Source organism: Cellulomonas sp. C5510 (assembly GCF_019797765.1).
In the GTDB taxonomy this organism is placed as follows: Bacteria; Actinomycetota; Actinomycetes; order Actinomycetales; family Cellulomonadaceae; genus Cellulomonas.
Map to the genome: position 1 here is coordinate 1,209,126 of NZ_CP081862.1, position 16,829 is coordinate 1,225,954.

The 16,829-nt window shown below is 73.7% G+C and carries 17 protein-coding genes and 2 tRNA genes; 4 read left to right on the forward strand and 15 right to left on the reverse strand.

Annotated elements, in window-relative coordinates; translation table 11 throughout:
- The first annotated feature begins 45 nt into the window (after positions 1-45).
- On the forward strand, positions 46-1,554 hold the full coding sequence (gene gltX / locus K5O09_RS05460; protein ID WP_222171796.1) for a glutamate--tRNA ligase: 1,509 nt from the start codon (positions 46-48) through the stop codon (positions 1,552-1,554).
- Positions 1,551-2,297: an HAD family hydrolase gene (locus tag K5O09_RS05465; RefSeq protein WP_222171797.1), complete on the forward strand. Its 747-nt coding sequence runs from the start codon at positions 1,551-1,553 to the stop codon at positions 2,295-2,297. Before gltX ends, K5O09_RS05465 begins: the two co-directional genes overlap by 4 nt.
- 32 nt (positions 2,298-2,329) lie before the next feature.
- On the opposite strand, the gene K5O09_RS05470 is transcribed toward K5O09_RS05465, so the two are convergent.
- The 15 genes from K5O09_RS05470 to K5O09_RS05540 form a co-directional block, all read right to left on the reverse strand.
- Complete coding sequence (locus tag K5O09_RS05470; RefSeq protein WP_222171798.1) at positions 2,330-3,097, reverse strand: hypothetical protein; 768 nt, start codon at positions 3,095-3,097, stop codon at positions 2,330-2,332.
- A gap of 197 nt (positions 3,098-3,294) precedes the next feature.
- The gene (locus tag K5O09_RS05475; protein WP_222171799.1) at positions 3,295-3,681 is read right to left on the reverse strand and encodes a hypothetical protein; all 387 of its coding nucleotides are present in this window, start codon (positions 3,679-3,681) and stop codon (positions 3,295-3,297) included.
- A 403-nt stretch (positions 3,682-4,084) separates the two neighbouring features.
- A complete protein-coding gene (locus K5O09_RS05480) occupies positions 4,085-4,666 on the reverse strand; it encodes a hypothetical protein (RefSeq protein ID WP_222171800.1) in 582 nt (193 codons plus the stop codon).
- A gap of 147 nt (positions 4,667-4,813) precedes the next feature.
- Positions 4,814-5,038, reverse strand: a complete 225-nt coding sequence (locus tag K5O09_RS05485) for a hypothetical protein (RefSeq protein ID WP_222171801.1) — start codon at positions 5,036-5,038, stop codon at positions 4,814-4,816.
- Positions 5,035-5,328 (reverse strand): hypothetical protein, encoded by a 294-nt coding sequence (locus tag K5O09_RS05490; RefSeq protein WP_222171802.1) that lies wholly within the window; start codon positions 5,326-5,328, stop codon positions 5,035-5,037. The genes K5O09_RS05485 and K5O09_RS05490 overlap by 4 nt, the downstream gene beginning before the upstream one ends.
- Positions 5,325-6,248, reverse strand: coding sequence for a peptidoglycan-binding domain-containing protein (locus tag K5O09_RS05495; RefSeq protein ID WP_222171803.1), 924 nt, complete (start codon positions 6,246-6,248; stop codon positions 5,325-5,327). Before K5O09_RS05495 ends, K5O09_RS05490 begins: the two co-directional genes overlap by 4 nt.
- A 48-nt stretch (positions 6,249-6,296) precedes the next feature.
- A complete protein-coding gene (locus tag K5O09_RS05500) occupies positions 6,297-7,358 on the reverse strand; it encodes a fibronectin type III domain-containing protein (RefSeq protein ID WP_222171804.1) in 1,062 nt (353 codons plus the stop codon).
- Between the two features lies 1 nt (position 7,359).
- A complete protein-coding gene (locus tag K5O09_RS05505; protein WP_222171805.1) occupies positions 7,360-8,085 on the reverse strand; it encodes a hypothetical protein in 726 nt (241 codons plus the stop codon).
- Between the two features lie 37 nt (positions 8,086-8,122).
- Complete coding sequence (locus K5O09_RS05510; protein ID WP_222171806.1) at positions 8,123-8,302, reverse strand: hypothetical protein; 180 nt, start codon at positions 8,300-8,302, stop codon at positions 8,123-8,125.
- 16 nt (positions 8,303-8,318) lie between these two features.
- On the reverse strand, positions 8,319-10,796 hold the full coding sequence (locus K5O09_RS05515) for a siphovirus ReqiPepy6 Gp37-like family protein (RefSeq protein WP_222171807.1): 2,478 nt from the start codon (positions 10,794-10,796) through the stop codon (positions 8,319-8,321).
- 12 nt (positions 10,797-10,808) lie between these two features.
- Complete coding sequence (locus K5O09_RS05520; RefSeq protein WP_222171808.1) at positions 10,809-12,332, reverse strand: phage tail domain-containing protein; 1,524 nt, start codon at positions 12,330-12,332, stop codon at positions 10,809-10,811.
- Positions 12,329-14,218: a hypothetical protein gene (locus tag K5O09_RS05525; RefSeq protein ID WP_222171809.1), complete on the reverse strand. Its 1,890-nt coding sequence runs from the start codon at positions 14,216-14,218 to the stop codon at positions 12,329-12,331. Before K5O09_RS05525 ends, K5O09_RS05520 begins: the two co-directional genes overlap by 4 nt.
- Positions 14,219-14,622: 404 nt before the next feature.
- Positions 14,623-14,886 carry a hypothetical protein gene (locus tag K5O09_RS05530; protein WP_222171810.1) on the reverse strand — a complete coding sequence of 88 codons (264 nt, stop codon included), beginning with the start codon at positions 14,884-14,886 and terminating at the stop codon, positions 14,623-14,625.
- 96 nt (positions 14,887-14,982) lie between these two features.
- Positions 14,983-15,519 (reverse strand): hypothetical protein, encoded by a 537-nt coding sequence (locus K5O09_RS05535; RefSeq protein WP_222171811.1) that lies wholly within the window; start codon positions 15,517-15,519, stop codon positions 14,983-14,985.
- Positions 15,520-15,869: 350 nt separating this feature from the next.
- Positions 15,870-16,118: a hypothetical protein gene (locus K5O09_RS05540; protein ID WP_222171812.1), complete on the reverse strand. Its 249-nt coding sequence runs from the start codon at positions 16,116-16,118 to the stop codon at positions 15,870-15,872.
- A gap of 239 nt (positions 16,119-16,357) precedes the next feature.
- On the opposite strand from K5O09_RS05540, the gene K5O09_RS05545 reads away from it, so the two are divergent.
- Both K5O09_RS05545 and K5O09_RS05550 read left to right on the forward strand, forming a co-directional pair.
- Positions 16,358-16,429: transfer RNA gene (locus tag K5O09_RS05545), tRNA-Gln, on the forward strand.
- A gap of 103 nt (positions 16,430-16,532) precedes the next feature.
- A tRNA-Glu gene (locus K5O09_RS05550) sits at positions 16,533-16,605 on the forward strand.
- Positions 16,606-16,829: the final 224 nt, after the last annotated feature.

Sequence of the window (16,829 nt, forward strand, 5' to 3'; positions counted from 1 at the left end):
GCCCGCCGGTCGGGAGCGCCCCGTGCCCTCGCTAGGGTGGAGGCCGTGAGTCCTGCTGCCCCCGGCTCCGCGCCCGTGCGCGTCCGCTTCTGCCCGTCCCCGACCGGTACGCCGCACGTCGGCCTGATCCGCACCGCGCTGTTCAACTGGGCGTACGCCCGGCACGTCGGCGGCACGTTCGTGTTCCGGATCGAGGACACCGACCCGGCGCGCGACTCCGAGGAGTCGTACCAGCAGCTGCTCGACGCGCTGCGCTGGCTCGGGCTGGACTGGGACGAGGGCGTCGAGGTCGGCGGCCCGCACGAGCCGTACCGGCAGTCGCAGCGCATGGACCTGTACGCCGACGTCGCGCGCCGGCTGGTCGAGGGCGGGTACGCCTACGAGTCGTTCACGACGCCGGAGGAGGTCGAGGCCCGGCACCGCGCCGCCGGCCGCGACCCCAAGCTCGGTTACGACGGCTACGACCGCGACCTCACCGACGAGCAGAAGGCCGCGTACCGCGCCGAGGGCCGCGAGCCCGTGCTGCGGCTGCGCATGCCCGACGAGGACGTGACGTTCACCGACCTCGTCCGCGGCGACGTCACGTTCAAGGCCGGCTCGGTGCCGGACTACGTGATCGTGCGCGGCAACGGCCACCCGCTGTACACGCTGGTCAACCCGATCGACGACGCGCTCATGGGCATCACCCACGTCCTGCGCGGCGAGGACCTGCTGTCCTCCACCCCCCGCCAGGTCGTGCTGTACCGAGCGCTGCTCGAGCTCGGCGTCGCCACCGTCATGCCGCAGTTCGGCCACCTGCCGTACGTGATGGGAGAGGGCAACAAGAAGCTCTCCAAGCGCGACCCCGAGTCGAACCTGTTCCTGCACCGGGAGCGCGGGTTCACCCCCGAGGGGCTGCTGAACTACCTGGCGCTGCTCGGCTGGTCCATCGGCCCGGACCGCGACATCTTCTCGGTCGCCGAGCTGGTCGAGGCGTTCGACGTCGCGGACGTCAACCCGAACCCGGCGCGGTTCGACCTCAAGAAGGCGGAGGCCATCAACGCCGAGCACGTCCGGCTGCTCGCGCCCGACGACTTCCGGGACCGCCTGGTGCCGTACCTGCACCACGCCGGCCTGGTGCCCGCCGACTCCTACGCCGACCTCGCGCCCGCCCACCGGGCGCTGCTGGACGCCGGCGCCCCGCTGATCCAGACCCGGGTGACGCTGCTCGGCGAGGCGGTGGGCATGCTCGGGTTCCTGTTCGTCGCCGACGACGCGCTCGTGGTCGAGGAGGACGCCCGGGGCGCCCTCAAGGACACCGCCGCGCAGGTGCTCGACGCCGCCACGGAGGCGCTGTCCGCGCTGCCCGCCGACGGGTTCACCACCGAGGCCGTCCAGGAGGCCCTGCAGGCGGCCCTGGTGGACGGGCTGGGCATCAAGCCGCGGTTCGCGTTCACACCGCTGCGGGTCGCCGTCTCGGGCCGCCGGGTGTCGCCGCCGCTGTTCGAGTCGCTGGAGATCCTGGGCCGCGCGTCGACGCTCGCCCGGGTCGCCGCGCTGCGCGCCACGCTGTGACGGCTCCCGCCTCCGGACCCCTGGTCGACGGCGTCCTGTTCGACGTCGACGACACCCTGGTCGACACGCACGGGGCGTTCGCCGCGGCGCTCGCCGCCGTCGCGCGCGAGTGGCTGCCGGGCCTGGACCCGGCACGCGACGCGGAGGTGCTCGCGCACTGGCGGGCCGACGCCCACGGGCGCTACCGGCAGTACACGCGCGGTGAGGTCGGCTACCGCGACCAGCGGATGGGCCGCGCGAACGACCTGCACGCCGCGTTCGGCGGGCCCACGCTGGACGACGCGGCCTACGACCGGTGGAACTCCCTGTTCGAGGAGCGGTTCACGGGGGCGTGGGCAGCGCACGAGGACGCCGCGGCGACCGTCCGTCGCCTGCTGGACGCCGGGATCCGGGTCGGGGCGCTCACCAACGCCGCGACCGAGTACCAGGTGCGCAAGCTCACCCGGGCGGGCCTCGCCGACGACGTCCCGCTGCTGGTCGGCGTCGACACGCTCGGCTTCGGCAAGCCCGACCCCCGGGTGTTCGCCGAGGCGTGCCGCCGCCTCGGCACGGAGCCCGGGCGCACGGCGTACGTGGGGGACGAGCTGGACGTGGATGCCCGCGCCGCCGTGGCCGCCGGTCTGCGGGGCGTGTGGCTCGCCCGCCCGGGGCTGGGCCTCAAGGGCACGAACGCGACCGAGGCGCTGCCCGGCGACGTGGTGATCAGCGGGCTCGACGAGCTGCCGTGGGTGCTGGGGCTCTGAGCACGGCCGCGACGAGCGCCCCATGAGGCGTCTCACGCGCCCAGCCGCGCGCGCATCTTGCCGAGGGCTCGCTGCCGGATCTTCCACGCGCTGCTGCGGTTGATCCCGAGGCGTTGCGCGATCTCGGCGTCCGGGACCGGATCGGGCTCGGAGAACCCGTACGCGAGCAGCGTCACCGTCCGTTCGACGCCCTCCAGCGCGTCCAGTGCGACCTCGACGAGAATGCGGCGCTCCACGGCCCCGGCGTGTGCCACGGGCTCGTAGGTGGGTGAGATGTGCCGGTCGATCGCGGACCCGTCCTCGCTCTCCGCGAGCGCCTCGACGGAGACGCTGTGGTGCACCGCGTCCCGGACGCTCCGGAATGCGTCGGCCGACATGCCCAGCTCCGGCGCAGTGGCCGCTGCGACGACCGGGTCGCCGCCCGCGGCGCCCAGGATCGAGAAGTAGCGCCGGGCGGTGCCGTGCGGCACGGACGGGCCAGGGCGTGCCGCAGAAGCGGCCCGGTTCATCTCGCTGCTCATCGTCAGCTTCACCACCCGGGCCACGCGCTGCCCCGGGCGGGTGGCCAGCACCGCGCTGTGAAAGGCGGTGAGCGCGGCCTGACGCCGCTCGTCCCGGTCGTCGATGGTCGCACGGGCACGGGCCGACGCGGCCCGCAGGCGAGGTGCGTAGTTCTCCGCGAGCCGCAGGAACGCCTCGGAGTCGCCGTCTCGCACGCGCTGGACCAGTGCGTCCTCGACCTCGGGCAGCAGGTCCGGCATCTGGGTCCGCGCCTCGAAGAGGTGGGCGACATCGGGCATGGAGGCGTCCTTCCAAGTCTCTCCGGCGGTGCGTCGCGTCGCAGCCTGCGCGGATCGGAGTCGTACGGGAGCGGCCCGGCGGGGGCCGCGTCGTGTGTCGGGCTCCGCGGGGGTCGTTCCCGAGCCCGTCAGCGCGGTCGGGTGCGCTGTTCGCGCGACCGCCCGGGTCGAGGTCACGGTAGCACTCGCGTGAGGCGTCACACGCGGCTCGCGACGGCGGTGGCGACTGCGACGACGTCGCGGGTCTCCGGGGCGGTCGCGGTCGGTGCGCCGCCGTACCAGGCGTTCAGTGCGACCTCGAGGCGTCGGGTGCTGCCGGCCAGTCGCGCGACCGCCTCCGCGAGGGTGGCTTCTCCGTCCCGCACCACTCTGCGCAGGGCCAGCCGGGCCTCGTCCAGCGCGACCTCCGCCGTGGGGTCGCTCGGGCGAGCGCTGCGCGACCGGCCGTGCTGCCGCTCCGGCGCCTCCGGGCGGGGGCAGGGCGTCCACTGGGCGGCTTCCGCCACCTCGAGGTGGAGGGCGAGCGTCCTGGCGTGCAGGACGAGGTCGCCGAGGGTGCTGCGGGCGTCGGTGCGGGCAGGCATGTGTCCTCCGTGGGGATGCGACGCCGGTGCGATCCGGCTGGCCGGCGGTGTCCGGCGTACCAGGGCAGTGGCGCCCGGACGGCCCCGCGTTGCCGACCCGCTGACACGTCACCCAGTTGCGTCAGTGCGTGTCAGGGCCCCGTCCTACGCTGCCGGCAGTCCTCACGGAGAGGGCTGGGAGGGGTGAGCGAGGATGCTGAACGGTGCGGGCTCGGGTGCGTCGGACGCGACGGCGGGGGGCCGCGAAGAGTGCTGCACGTGCGGGTGCGGGGAGCGCTTCGTGGTCTACCGCGACGGTTCGCATCGGTTGCCCGCCTGCGGCACCCGCCTGGTCGTCGACCCGTCGCGCCGAGCTCGCGGGGCGGAGGTCGGGGCCTCCGGTGCGGGACGGCGCGCCGACGCCTCAGTCCGAGAGCTCGGCGGCCCGATCCGCCAGGTGCCGCAGGGCGACGGTCGCGTCGCGACGCTCGCGGGCGGGCAGCGCCCGGATCGCGTGCGTGTCGAGCCGGGTGAGGACGGACTGCGCGAGCGTGAGGGCGCGAAGCACGTCGTCCCCACTCAGCGGACCGCCGGACTCGACGAGAGCGACGGTCTCGCTGCGGCGCCGGCGGCGCTCGGCGGAACGCTCGCGCGGGGTGGCGGTGCGGTGGAAACCGGCCACGGCCAGATCGTCCTCGGCGACGCTCTCCCGGACGAGGTTCCCGGTGTGGTAGCGCAGCGATGCCTGGATGGTCGGGGTGAGCTCCCGTGGGATGTTCGCCTCGGAGAACAGGTCGCCCACGAACGCGTGGTACGCGTGCGAGCGGCCGCTCCAGTCCAGCGTGCCGTTGCGCGTCACGAAGTGCCCGCGAGCCTCCACGAGGGCTGAGGCGGCCCGGCGACGGAGCCGCGTCAGGTCGGCGTCCGCATCAGGGTGCACGAGCGCTCGGAGCGCGCCGACGGCGTCGTCCCGGATGGCGTCGAGCGAACGGTCACGGTGCGGCATGACGACGACCGTATCCCACGCCTGACGTCTCCCGCGAGACGACTCACGGATGAACGGTAGCCCTGAGGGGTCGCCGGCACGCTACCGGTCCGGTAGCCCTGAGGGGTCGCCGGCACGCTACCGGTCCGGTAGCGCGCCGGCCTCCGGTCATCCGGCCGGGTCCGCCCGGGTCGCGGTCGGGTCGTCGGTGCCGGGCGATGTGTTCGGGACTCCCCACACGCCGAGCGCGGTGAGGACGTTCGTCGCGACGACCACCCACGGGGGAACCGCCGGCAGACCGACCGCCAGGACGGACAGGACGGTGCCGACGACGGCGACGACCGTCTTCGCGTAGGGCCGCCAGGACGGTGGCAGGAGGGCGTACAGGGTCATGGGGTGGCTCCCAGCAGTCGGGTGAGGAACGGGGACAGGGTGACGAGCAGCACGGCCGCGCCGGAGACCGTCGTCCACAGTGCGCGGGGGGAGACCGTCGACCGTGCCTCCAGGGCACGCAGGCGGGTCTCGTGGTCGGCGAGGTGGTGGCCGTGGGCCTCGAGCTTGGCTTCGTGCTGGGCCAGGACGACGTCGATCTTCGCCTCGACGCGCGCCACGGCGAGGACGACGGCCGGGTCCGCCCGGGTATCGACCGGCAGTGCTGCCGGAGCCGACTGCGCACCGCTCACGGCGTGATGGGTGCCGTCCACGCGGCGGCCCACGTCACCGGTCCGATCAGCGCGTCGACGGTCAGGCCCTTCTCCGCCTGGAACGCCCGGGTCGTCGCGGCGGTCTGCGCGCCGTACAGCCCGTCGGGGTCGATCGCCCAGCCGCGGTCCCGCATCCGGGCCTGCCACGTGCGCAGGTGCTCCCGGTGGTCGAAGAAGCCGGAGTGCTGCCACACCGGGCCCGACCGCGGGCCGAAGCAGTGGCCCGCCGGCAGCGGGTAGGGCGGAGCCGGGACGCCCGGGGCCACCGGCGCGGGTGCGGGTGCGGGTGCGCTGGTCGTCGACTGTGTGCGCAGGAGCTCCCGGGCGCGATCGAGCACCGCTCCGATCTGCTGGATCTTCGCATCGCCCGGGCAGACCTTCCCGCGGACGGTGGAGTAGCGCATGCCGCCACCACGCTGCGTGCGCCCCGCCAGGACCGAGGGCAACGCGGGAAACGCCCCGTCGACTCCCAGCCGGTGCCAGGACAAGCCGCGGGACGCCTCGCCGAGCGCTGAGGACGTCGCCATCCGCAGCGCGATGCCGTGCGTCGTCACCGTCCAGGCGTAGAGCCGGGCGATCGACTCGACCTGTGCTGCCGTCCACGGCTCCGAGTTCGCCACGGCGGCCGGGTGCCCGCCCTCGGTCTCGACGGAGATCGTCGCGTCGTTGCCGTCCAGGTCGGCCTCGGCCCGCAGTCCGGTGTCGACGAACTGCTCGACCGCCCCGGACTTCGCGACGTAGAAGTGGGACGACGCGGCACCCGGGCGGTCGAACACCCCGAACGGCGAGCCGATGCCCGCCGTCACGTGCAGGTTGACGCGGTTGTAGGCCGCCATGCGCGCGCCGGACAGGCGCGACGTCGGCAGCGGGCGCCAGGTGGCGCCGGGGTAGCGGGCCATGGAGGGCCCTCCTTCCGGTGGTTCGGAGTGCGGCCGCCGCGTCGGTGGTCACAGGCGCCAGGAGCCGTCCGGGTGGCGCTTCCACGCCTTCGCCTGGACCCAGGCGGTCGAGGTGCGGACCCAGACCCGGGCCAGACGCCACGCGCCGTCGACCCGGACCTTCGCGCTCGAGAGCGTCTCGACCCGCGCGACCGGGGACCACGCGCCCACCCCGACGGCGTTGCGCGCCCTCACCCGGGCGTAGTGGAGCGTGGCGGGCGCCAGTCCGGTCGCGGTGGCGGACAGGGCGGTGGTGGAGACGGTGCTCGCGGTGCTGAACGCCGCGGAGGTGCTCACCTGGAGGTCGTACGTGGTGATCGCGGAACCGCCGTTGACGGGTGCGGTCCAGGAGAACCCGAGCGAGTCCGGCGCCACCGCTGTCGATCGCGGTGCCGCCGTAGGGGCGTCCGGTGCGGTCGCCGCGGTGGTGAAGTCCCGTGCGGCCGACCAGGGCCCCCATCCGACCGCGTTGTGGGCTCCGGCGAAGTACGAGTACCGGGTGGCGCGCGCGAGCCCGCCGACCGTGACCGTGCCGCCGGTCTGCTGGTCGAACACGATGGCGCCGTCAGCCGTCCGCTGCACACGGACCCGGTACGCGTCGACGCCGGCGCCGCGGCCGTCGGCCGCGCGCACGACCACCCGCGCGGACGAGGAGGTGACGGAGTCGGCGCTGGTGCCCGGCGCTGTCGGCACGTTCGCGGGCCGGGCCGGCAGCGTCCACCCGATCGCGTGCGACGGGTTCGGCCCGAGCGCGGACCCGGAGACCGAGCCCTGGAACGTGTAGCTCGGCCCGCCGCCGTAGGACAGGCCCTGGCTGGCGATGGTCACGGTGCCGACGACCTGCGCCGTCGTGGCGCCGCTCGGAGAGCTCAGGTGGTAGTTCCACGTCGACCACGCCCCGCCGTTGACGTAGGCCGTGAGCGTCTGGTTGTCGGCCGCGCCCCACGCGATCGTCCGCACCCAGAAGTCCACGTAGACGTTGATCGCTGTGGTGTTCGTGTCGTACGCGTCGTAGCGGACGTCGATGCCCACCTGCATGTGGCCGGTGGTGCCGCCCCACTGGATCGGCATCTCAGTACTCCAGCCAGATGTCCCCGGGTGCGCCGGTTCCGGCGGTGGGGGCGTCGTCGCTCACGGTGATCGTGCGGCCGTCGAGCGTCGAGGTGGTCGGCTTGCCCGTGAGGGTGGCCCAGGTGGGGGGCGGGGGGATCAGCGGTCGCCACGCGGCGCCGTCCCAGTACTCGTAGGCGTTCAGCGTCAGGTTGAAGCCGAGCGAGCGCCCCTTCACCGGGGGGACGGGATTGCGGGTCGAGCCGGGCCGGGTCGCGGTGGACCACACGTTCCCGAGGTACACCCGCTCGTCCGTGACGTCGGACGCCGAGGTCGTCGTCTGACCCGCTGCGACCGCGACACTGGCGAGAGCGAGGTCGAAGACGCCGGTGTCGGTGACCGTGAGCGCCGGGGCCGCACCGGACCCGGGGGTGCCCGGGACCACCTCGAGGGTCGCGGCGTCGGCCGTCGGGTCGAAGCGCGCCACGACCCGGTCGATCCGCGCCAGCGAGGCGTGCGCGGGCTCGAGCGCCAGCGACTCCGTTCCGGTGACGGAGAGCATGTAGCCCCGGGCGAAGGCGCGCCCGGGCGCGACGGTCACGGCGAGGCCGGTGCTCCCGGCCGTGACTCGCAGAGTGGTGTCGCCGGGTGCGCCGGCGACACCCGGGTCGAGGAACTCGCGGACGAGGTACGAGTACTGGGTCTCGGAGGTGTCCGCGTTCTCGAAGGGCCAGGAGGTCTGGGTCATCGGGGTCTCCCGTCAGGAGGTCGTCGGTGCGGGTCGGTCAGTCGGTGGTCGGTGCGGGGTCGGGTGCCGTCACGGCGAGGCGCAGCACGTGGTCGTGCTCCGACACGAACGAGACCGGGTCGGGGTGGTCCGGTGCGGGGGCCTCGGCGCAGACGAGCACGAGCTCGCCCGTGCTCTCGTCGAGCGCGTACGACCGGGGAGAGGCGAGGTGGATCATGGGAGTTCCCTGCGGGTCACTGGTCCGCGACGTAGCAGAGCCCGTCGAGGGAGAACCAGGTGGTGGATCCGGCCAGGTGCTGGATCGCGCCGGTCTGAAGCACGTCGAGACGCGCGGTGGCGTTGTTGGCGACCGTGCCGACCAGCAGGCGCTCGGAGGACTGGAAGCCGGGCGGCAGCCGGGAGATCGTCGCGGTCGCGGTCCCGCCAGTGACGAGCCCCCGCAGGTGCACGACGCCGTCGGGGGTGCGGGTGTAGGCCGCGGGGGAGAACGACTGCGCGTTGTAGTCCGTCCAGCCGTTCTCCAGCGGCAGCGGCGTCCACGTGAGCGGCGACCCGACGTCGACGAACGGTGCGCCGTCGAGCGACACGAACGTCGAACCCGCCGCCCCGGTCCCCACCGTGGTCGCGCCGGAGGCGAGCTTGTACACGTGCGCGTGACCGTTGTTCGCGGTCGTGCGACGGTGCTGCGTGTGAGCGGGGCGTTGGCCCGGAGGTGACCAGAGCATCGCGACCCCGGTGCCCGGGACCGCGTCACGGGTCGCGAGACCGCGCTCCCACACCACGCCGTACGGATCCCGGTAGCTGGAGACGCGGGCCCAGCCGCCGCCGCTGACGTCGACGAAGTGCTGGAACCCGTTCGTGAGCGTTGCGGTCGTCCACTCGCGCTCCGGGAGGGCATCTGCCGCCCAGAACACGACGTTCTCCAGGCTGGTCCACCCGCCTGCGACGTGCCGGGCCGCGACGGAGCCGTCGGGGCGGACGTCGACCGCGCCCGAGGTGCCGCCGTTCTCGCTGATCTGCGAGGCGAACATCAGCAGCGTCGACGGCCGGAAGCCCGCAGGGAGCCGGGCGATGACGCCGCCAGCGGAGGGGGACTGGACGGCGTTCTTGATCAGCCCCCGGAGCTTCACGAGGCCGAGCGAGGTTCGCGTGAAGGCAGGCGACGCGTAGGTGGACGAGTAGGCTGTCCAGCCGTTCTCCAGCGCCATCGGGTGCCAACGCGGCGGCAGCCCCGGCGTCTCGCGGACCGGGCTCACCACCCACGCCCCCGACCGGGTGTTGCGGATGCCGAGCACCTTCTCCCCGGCGGTCGGGTGCCAGTCGTGCCCGAGCTGCGCGTACGGTCCGGACAGCGTCGTCGAGTCGTCCCACAGCACGCGGGGAGCGCCCTGCGTGTAGTACTGCTCCACGACGCCGGTGCGGGTGAGGTACGGGAGCGTCGGGAGCTGGACCGCCGTGCCCGCCTGCACCTGCTGGAACGTGACCACCTCGTCGCCGACCGAGAAGACGCCCGACTCGGCGGTCCGCTCCAGGGAGGACACCCGCGCTCGGGTGTCCTCGACCCGCCGGTCGAGCGCGCTCCGTGGGTCGAACCCCTCGACGTCGCCGATGGTCGCGCCGACCGTCACGCCCGACGCGTCCGCGATCACGGTCGCGGCGGTGACGCGCGAGACCGTCTCCTGCCCCTCGACCACCACCGCGACCTGGTCGCCGACACCCCAGTCGGTGGTGAACCGCATGGTCAGGTCGTCGCTGGCGACGGCACGGACGGCGACGGAGATCGTGCCCTCCTCGCCGAGGACCTGCGCACCGGCCTGCTCGAGCTCCGTGTCGTCCTCGGCCCCGCGCTGGTCGAGGAACCGCTCCACACGGCCCCACGGGCCGAAGGCGTCCTCCGCCTCGGTGGACTCGGCCGTCCAGGCCTCGACGATCGTGCGGTCGCTGCCCTCGCCGGGGCCGGCGACGATGGCGCGGGTCAGCGCCGGAGGGCTCGTCGCGACCTTCTGCGCGGACAGCGTGCCGTTGACCAGGTCGAAGCGCACGGTCGCCCGGCGGTCGACGACGTCGAGCACCTCGAACCGGAGCGTGTCCCCGACCTGCACGACGCGGAACCGCAGGCTCGCGACCGACGCGATCTCGCGCAGCAGGTCGCCGAGCACGTCGAAGCGCGCGCTCTTGGTGACGGGCCCACCACGGTGCTCGGACGCCGCGACCTCGAACGCGGGCACCCTCCGGGAGTGCTCCGCACCGGCGCCGAGATTGGCCGAGACGAAGTCGAGCATCACCGACTCCGCGTCGCCCGTCCGGACGGCGTACGCGTCGGAGAAGCCGAGCCGGACGGAGCCGGCCCCCTCGCCCCGCTCCGGCGTGCGGCCGTCGGAGGGCGGGTACGCGAGCCGGGACCACAGCAGCGACTCGTCCGTGACGCCCTCCACCGTGGCGATGCCGGTGGGGTCCGCCAGGTCGGCCTCGATCGTCGGGGTCCGGGCCGGCCCCGACAGCAGCACGCCGTCGGGGCCGGAGACGACGATGCCGGCACCGGGCACGCGCAGGTGCGCGACGGCCGGGTGCTCCGCGGGGAGGCGGAGCCGCCACTCACCGACCGCGGAGTCGCGGACGGTGAACGACAGGTCGAGGGACTGGGGCGAGATCTGGGCGATGCGGCGCAGGTCGCGGTCGCGGACCTCGACGAGCAGATCGGACACCTGCACGAGGGGCTCCTCTCAGAGCATGAACCAGCGCCGGGGCTTCCAGGCGACGGAGACGGAGGTGCGTCCGACGACCGCGGTGGCGCGCTCGACGGACGGAGAGCTGTCGGGGGTGCCGGCCCAGGCGTAGACCCGGCCGGACGAGGCGGCGGTTGCGCCGTCGAAGTACGGCACCGGCAGCGCCGTCGGCGCGCCGGGACCGAGCAGGAGTGCGGGCTGTCCGAGCGTCACCGCGTCCCCGGGGGCGGGTGCCGAGTCCGCGGGGCCCAGGACGGCGACTTCCACGGCGAGGTGCGTCGCGTCGTCCGACCGGTGGGTGCCGACGCCCTCGAGCACCGCGTGAGCGCCTGCGGGCAGCGCCACGCGCACGTCGACCGCCGGTGTCCCGGGCGCCGAGGAGGCGGGCGACCCGTCGGGCAGGGTGGCCGTCGTGCGCAGCCGGACGACCAGGTCGCCCTCGCCGGGGTTCGCGACGGCGACACGGACGGCCACCTGGTCGCCGTCGGAGACCTCCCAGCGCTCGTCGGGCGCGTCCGGCGCCCGGCGGAGGCGGGCGGTGGCACCCGTCCCGGCGGTGGCAGTCATGCGCACGACCCCGTCGCCGAGGTCGAGCTCGGCACCTGCGCCGGCGACCCACGACGACAGCGAGCGGGCCCGAGGGTCCGGGACCAGGTTCGTCCGCAGCGGGGGGTCGACCGGGACCACCCGGCCCACGCTCGATCCCGCCACGTCGACGTGCGCGGTCTGGACCCCGGGCGGGATCGCCCAGAAGCGGGGCGCCGCACCCAGCTCGGCATAGCAGTTGGTCCCGCTGTCGTCGACGACGGTGCCCGCCAGGTGGTCGAACACACGGCGCTCACCCTCCTCGAGCGTCCCGGACCAGAGGAGCCGCTCACCCGTCGGCGAGGTGAGCTCGAACTGCGTCGCCGGCCCGGTCAGCGTCACCACCGGGTAGGCGGGCGCGTCGCCCGGGTTCTCGATCACCGCGTCCCCGATCACCTGCCCCGAGGCGAGCCGCAGCGCGGACAGGGATGCCCCGGGGCGCAGGAGGCCCCGGCCGGCACCTGCAGACTCGATGGTGTGCGAGGCGGCGTTCTCGCGTGTCCAGTAGGGATCCGCGGAACGCAGCCCGAGGTCGACGGCGTAGTGCGACACCCCGTCGGTGACCGGAGCACCGGAGCCCGTGCGGACCACGTCGGCGGTCCACGCCGTGCCGTCCGGCTCGGTGTAGGTCAGGCGCGCCGGCGCGTGCACGGGGGACAGGACGGTCGCGAGGGCAGAGACCCGCTCGCGGAGCAGGTTCCGGCCGGTCGCGGTGATGAGGACCGGCAGCGTGATGTCCCGGGGCTGGACGCGCGCGCCCCGGTACGTGGAGCCGTCGCCGGCACCGTCGAAGAACCGCGGCGAGACGGGCGGCAGGCCCAGCCCGTCGAGCCCGTCGTCGAGCACCGCCGTGCCCCCGGACGGGTGGCGGTCGAGGTGGTCGCTCAGGTCGACCACGACGCCACCGCCGCTGAGCGTGAGACGTGAGGTGTTCACCAGGAAGCCCTTCCGAGGGTCAGAGGAGTGACGGCGCCGTCCTGCACCCGGCCGGCCTCGACCTGCATCCGGCCGATGAGGTCGCCGTCCTGGTCCACGAGGACGAGGTACTGCGGTGAGGAGGCAGCCGGCGTGGCGAGCCCGCCGCCGGCGACGGCGGGAGAGCCGAACAGCAGGCTCCGCGGCGTCGACGGCACGAGGGAGTCGGCGGCGCGCTGCACCCGCCGCCCGCCGTCCGCGATACCGAGCGCCATGCCGGCCGCCGTGAAGGCGCCGAGTTCCATGAACACGCGCGAGGGGGAGTGGATGCCCAGCGCGTCCTTGACGAATGACGGGAGCTTGTCCGTCACCGTGCGCCGGATCGAGTCGAGCAGCTGCGACCCCATCGAGACGATGCCGCTGATGAGCCCGCCGATGACGTCCTTGCCCACCTGGAGCAGGTCGATCTTGGTGAACTCCCCGATCAGCGTCTCGATCAGGTCCCACGCCCCGGCGATCACGTCGGGCACGGTCGAGGCGAGCCCCGTGATGAGCGAGCCGAGGGCCTGGACGAAAGCCACCATGAGCTCGGGGCCCATGTCCACGAGAGCACCCACGAGCAGCGGGAGCATGCCGACCAGCGCCGTCAGGATCGTCGGGAGGCTCTGCGCGATCGCCATCACCAGCGCGACGAGCGCCTGCATCATGCCGTCGAGGAGCTGCGGCAGGAACGTGATGATCGTCTGCACGAGCACCGGCGCCATCTCGGCGAGCGCCGTGATGACCGACGGGAGCGCGGACGCCACCGCCATCACCAGACCCATCAGCGCCTGGAGACCGGCGTCGAGCAGCGCCGGCAGCATCATGACGATCGTCTCGATGATGACCGGCAGCGCCGCGGCCAGCGCCTCGATCAGCAGCGGCAGGGCTACCCCGAGCGACTGCACGAGGGATGTGAACAGGGTCAGTCCGGCCTCGATGAGCAGGGGCAGGTTCTCGATCAGCACCAGCGCGATGCCGGCGACGAGGGTCGTGATGCCCTCGACGAGCAGCGGGAGAAGCGGCACGAGCGCGGTGAGCAGGCCGCTGAACAGCGTGGACGCGGCCTCCACCAGCATCGGCGCCGCGGTGACGATCGCCGACACGAGCACGGGCAGGAGCGTGGTGACGGTCGCCAGCAGCGCCGGGACGAGCTGGCCGGTGATGACCGGCAGCGCGGTCTGGATCAGGGTGACGACCTGCTTCAAGGCGGTCTGGATCGTCGCGGCGAGCCCGGGGAGCTGGGCCAGCAGCGAGTCCGTGAGCGCGGTGATCGCGCCCTCGACCGAACCGGTCTCGGAGTACGCCTGCGTGAAGGCGCCCATCGCCGTCTGCCCGAAGACCCGGAAGGCGTCCGTGACGGAGGTGAGCGGGGTGAGGATCTGCTGGAAGGCGGCGACCCCGTCGGGGCCGGCGATCGAGGCGAAGTCGATCGAGGCGATCGCGCTGCCGAGGCTCTTGGCGGCGCTCATGCCCAGGCCGGCGACGCTCTTGACGGCGCTCATGCCCAGCCCGGCGATCTTCGAGACCAGGGCGGGGCCCAGGCCGATCATCGACTTCACCATGCCGGCCGCTGCCGACACGCCCATGTCGGCGAGCTCGTCCACGAGGTTCGGGCCCAGGCCGGACACCGCCTTCGACACCGCGGCCGACAACGAGTCCCCGGTCTTCGTGCCGGCGTCTGCGCCCGCTTTCGCGAGGGGGGACAAGGCGTCGCCGGCGGTCGCGGACATCGACGCGCCGAGGGCGCTGCCGGCGGCCCTTCCCGCGGAGCCCGCGAGGGACTCCAGCGCGGGCAGCAGAGACTGCGTGAGTTGCTTCAGGCTCGGGACGAGCACGAGCGTGATGGTCCCGGCGGACTCGGGCACGGGGGCCTCCAATGGCTAGATGGGGGGTGGCGCCTCCGGGGCGTCGGGGACAGGTGCCCGCTCGGCGGACTGGCGGGTGCGCTGGGCCTCGAGGCGCGCCCGCAGCGCGCGGTACCGGCCCGTCGAGGGACCGCCGCGGCGCGGCTTCGGGCGCGCGGGATGCGCCTTGCCGGAGAGCGCGTGGAACACGTCCGCCGTCAAGACCGAGGTCAGGCTCCAGCCCGGGTCGGTGCCCAGGCGGGCGGCAGTCGTCGCCGCCTCGTGCGGCAGATGGTCGACGAGGACGGACAGGCGTCGGACGGAGAGCTCCCCGCGGTAGAACTCCGCGAGGTCGACGCGGTAGAAGCGCTGGAGGTCGGCCTCTACCGCGTCGCCGTGCTCACGGAGGAGCGCGAGGAGCGTCGTCAGTTTCCCGAGAGCCCCGCGGCCCTCTGGATCGCGACCACGAGGCCCTCCAGGTCGGAGACCCTCGGGGCTCGGGACTTGAACTCGGCCCACGCGGACGGCGTCATGATGGCGCGCAGGAAGGTGGTGACCTTGCCTCCCTCGTAGGCCTCGAGCGCCTCGACCGTCCAGTCGGACGGGGCGAGGACCTCGAGCGACTGCCCCTCGTGGTCGAACGCGATCGGGGTGCCGGCGGACTCGGACTTGCGGGCGGTGCTGCTCATGGGTGTGCTCCTGGCGCGGATCGGAGGTGGCTGGTGCGCGGGAGGGTGGTGCAGGGGTGGGGGTCGCCCGCGCGACGACCCCCACCCGGTCCGTGCTCAGGCGTCGGCGACCTCGGTGTAGAGGGTGCCGTCGGCCTCGGGGAAGATCAGGACGGTGATGTCGTAGATCGTCGGCTCGACGTCGCTCTCCTTGATCTCCGCGATCTCCTGGATCTCGGCGGTGCGGATCGCGCGGCGCTTGACCTTGCCGCCGTCGCGCATCTCGAAGCCGATCGCGAACGTGTGGCCGACCGGCAGCTTCACGGTCGAGCTGACGAGGCCGTCCGCGGTGGTCCGGGTCGAGCCCGGGTTGCGCAGCGCGAACGTGGTCTCGTTGTCCTCGAGTGCGACGAACCGGATCGTCCGCTTGTGCTTGCTCTTGGTGCGGCGGTACAGGGTGCCGCCCCAGGCGTAGTGCTCGGCGGTCTCCTCCTCGCGCGCCTCGGTGAAGCCCTCCTCGCCGTTCAGCAGTCCGACCGGGCTCCAGGCGACGCCCCACGCGGTCGTGGTGTCGGTGGGGCTCGCGGTGCCGGCCTCGGCGATGTAGACGTCGGCCCCGTCCCAGAGGCTCGTGTTGGTGGCGTCTCCTGCCATCGGTGTTCTCCTAGTGGTTGGTCGGCCACGGGAAGGCCGTGACCCGGTGCGACGTCGTCGCGGCTCCCGGGTCGGGGTGGGGGCTGGCTCGCGTCGGTCGGACGGAGCGGCCACCGGCGCACGCGGCGCCGGAGGATCGAGGCGACGGCCGGTGCCGTCACAGGGCGGTGCGTCCCCCGTCGGCGCCGGGCGCACGGAAGCAGGGGACGCACCGCGGGTGGCCGGGCGGGCGCTTCATCGCGCTCGCGGCCCGGCCGCCGAGGGATCGGTGCCGACCGGCCGCGGGGGAGCGGGCTCCCGGTGGCTCTCGACCGCCTCGACGGAGCAGTGGCGCGGCTGTTGCCCCTGGGTCAGACCCGGCGGAGGTAACGCGCGTCGAACACGCCAGCGCACGGGCCGAGGCACGCGCACGCCGACGCGGCGGGCTGGGTGCCGGAGGCGACGACCGCAGCGGTACCGTCCTCGTGCACCGCGAGGACCAGCGCAGGGCCGTCCCAGTACGGGCGCTGGGGAGCGTCCCAGCCCACGACCTCGACACGGTCTCCGTAGCGGAGCCAGGTCGTGACAGGCTCCGCGAGCCGAGCTTCGTGGGTCGTCATCGTGGGGCCTCCCTGTCGTGCTGCGCGGTCGTCCGAGCAGTGGCGCGGCTGTTGCCGGTGCGTCTCGCGCCGCGTGAGAGGTGCCGTCGGTGCGCTGGTTTGGCGGTGGGGTTCGGCTCCGGTAGTGTTCTCGGTCGGCACAGCGTCCACGACGCCGTCCCTCCCACCTGCTCCTCCGGCGCCCCCGTGCACCGGCCGGCGCGGGCCCGGGAAGGCGGAAGAATGGCCGGGATCGCCATTGGGGTATGGTGTAATTGGCAGCACGAGTGATTCTGGTTCACTTAGTCTAGGTTCGAGTCCTGGTACCCCAGCAAGGTTTCCGAGAATGGCCCGGGATCGGGTGGTTCGACGAGGCCGAGCAGGATGATGTAGAGTATGACCCGGTCACACCGCTGCTGCGGTGGGATCGACTAGGCCCCCATCGTCTAGTGGCCTAGGACGCCGCCCTCTCACGGCGGTAACAGGGGTTCGAATCCCCTTGGGGGTACAGAAGAAAGGCCGGTCGCCCGCGGGGCGGCCGGCCTTTCGCCTTTCCCCGCGCGGCCTGCACCCCCCCGGCGCGGCCATGGCCGCCCTGTCGCCCCCCGCACCGCCCCCGCCCCGCCGCGCCCCGCGAGGTCATCCCGCGAGGTCGGCAGTTCGGGGGCGACGTCGGCAGTCCGAGGTGCCGATCTCGCCTGGGACTGCCGACGTCGCGTGCACACGCACGCG

What these genes read in the sequence shown, in the direction of transcription:
- K5O09_RS05470 (WP_222171798.1), bottom strand. Translation starts at nt 3,097, where the DNA reads ATGCCCGATGTCGCCCACCTCTTCGAGGCGCGGACCCAGATGCCGGAC.
- K5O09_RS05475 (WP_222171799.1), bottom strand. Translation starts at nt 3,681, where the DNA reads ATGCCTGCCCGCACCGACGCCCGCAGCACCCTCGGCGACCTCGTCCTG.
- K5O09_RS05480 (WP_222171800.1), bottom strand. Translation starts at nt 4,666, where the DNA reads ATGCCGCACCGTGACCGTTCGCTCGACGCCATCCGGGACGACGCCGTC.
- K5O09_RS05485 (WP_222171801.1), bottom strand. Translation starts at nt 5,038, where the DNA reads ATGACCCTGTACGCCCTCCTGCCACCGTCCTGGCGGCCCTACGCGAAG.
- K5O09_RS05495 (WP_222171803.1), bottom strand. Translation starts at nt 6,248, where the DNA reads ATGGCCCGCTACCCCGGCGCCACCTGGCGCCCGCTGCCGACGTCGCGC.
- K5O09_RS05500 (WP_222171804.1), bottom strand. Translation starts at nt 7,358, where the DNA reads ATGCCGATCCAGTGGGGCGGCACCACCGGCCACATGCAGGTGGGCATC.
- K5O09_RS05505 (WP_222171805.1), bottom strand. Translation starts at nt 8,085, where the DNA reads ATGACCCAGACCTCCTGGCCCTTCGAGAACGCGGACACCTCCGAGACC.
- K5O09_RS05510 (WP_222171806.1), bottom strand. Translation starts at nt 8,302, where the DNA reads ATGATCCACCTCGCCTCTCCCCGGTCGTACGCGCTCGACGAGAGCACG.
- K5O09_RS05530 (WP_222171810.1), bottom strand. Translation starts at nt 14,886, where the DNA reads ATGAGCAGCACCGCCCGCAAGTCCGAGTCCGCCGGCACCCCGATCGCG.
- K5O09_RS05535 (WP_222171811.1), bottom strand. Translation starts at nt 15,519, where the DNA reads ATGGCAGGAGACGCCACCAACACGAGCCTCTGGGACGGGGCCGACGTC.
- K5O09_RS05540 (WP_222171812.1), bottom strand. Translation starts at nt 16,118, where the DNA reads ATGACGACCCACGAAGCTCGGCTCGCGGAGCCTGTCACGACCTGGCTC.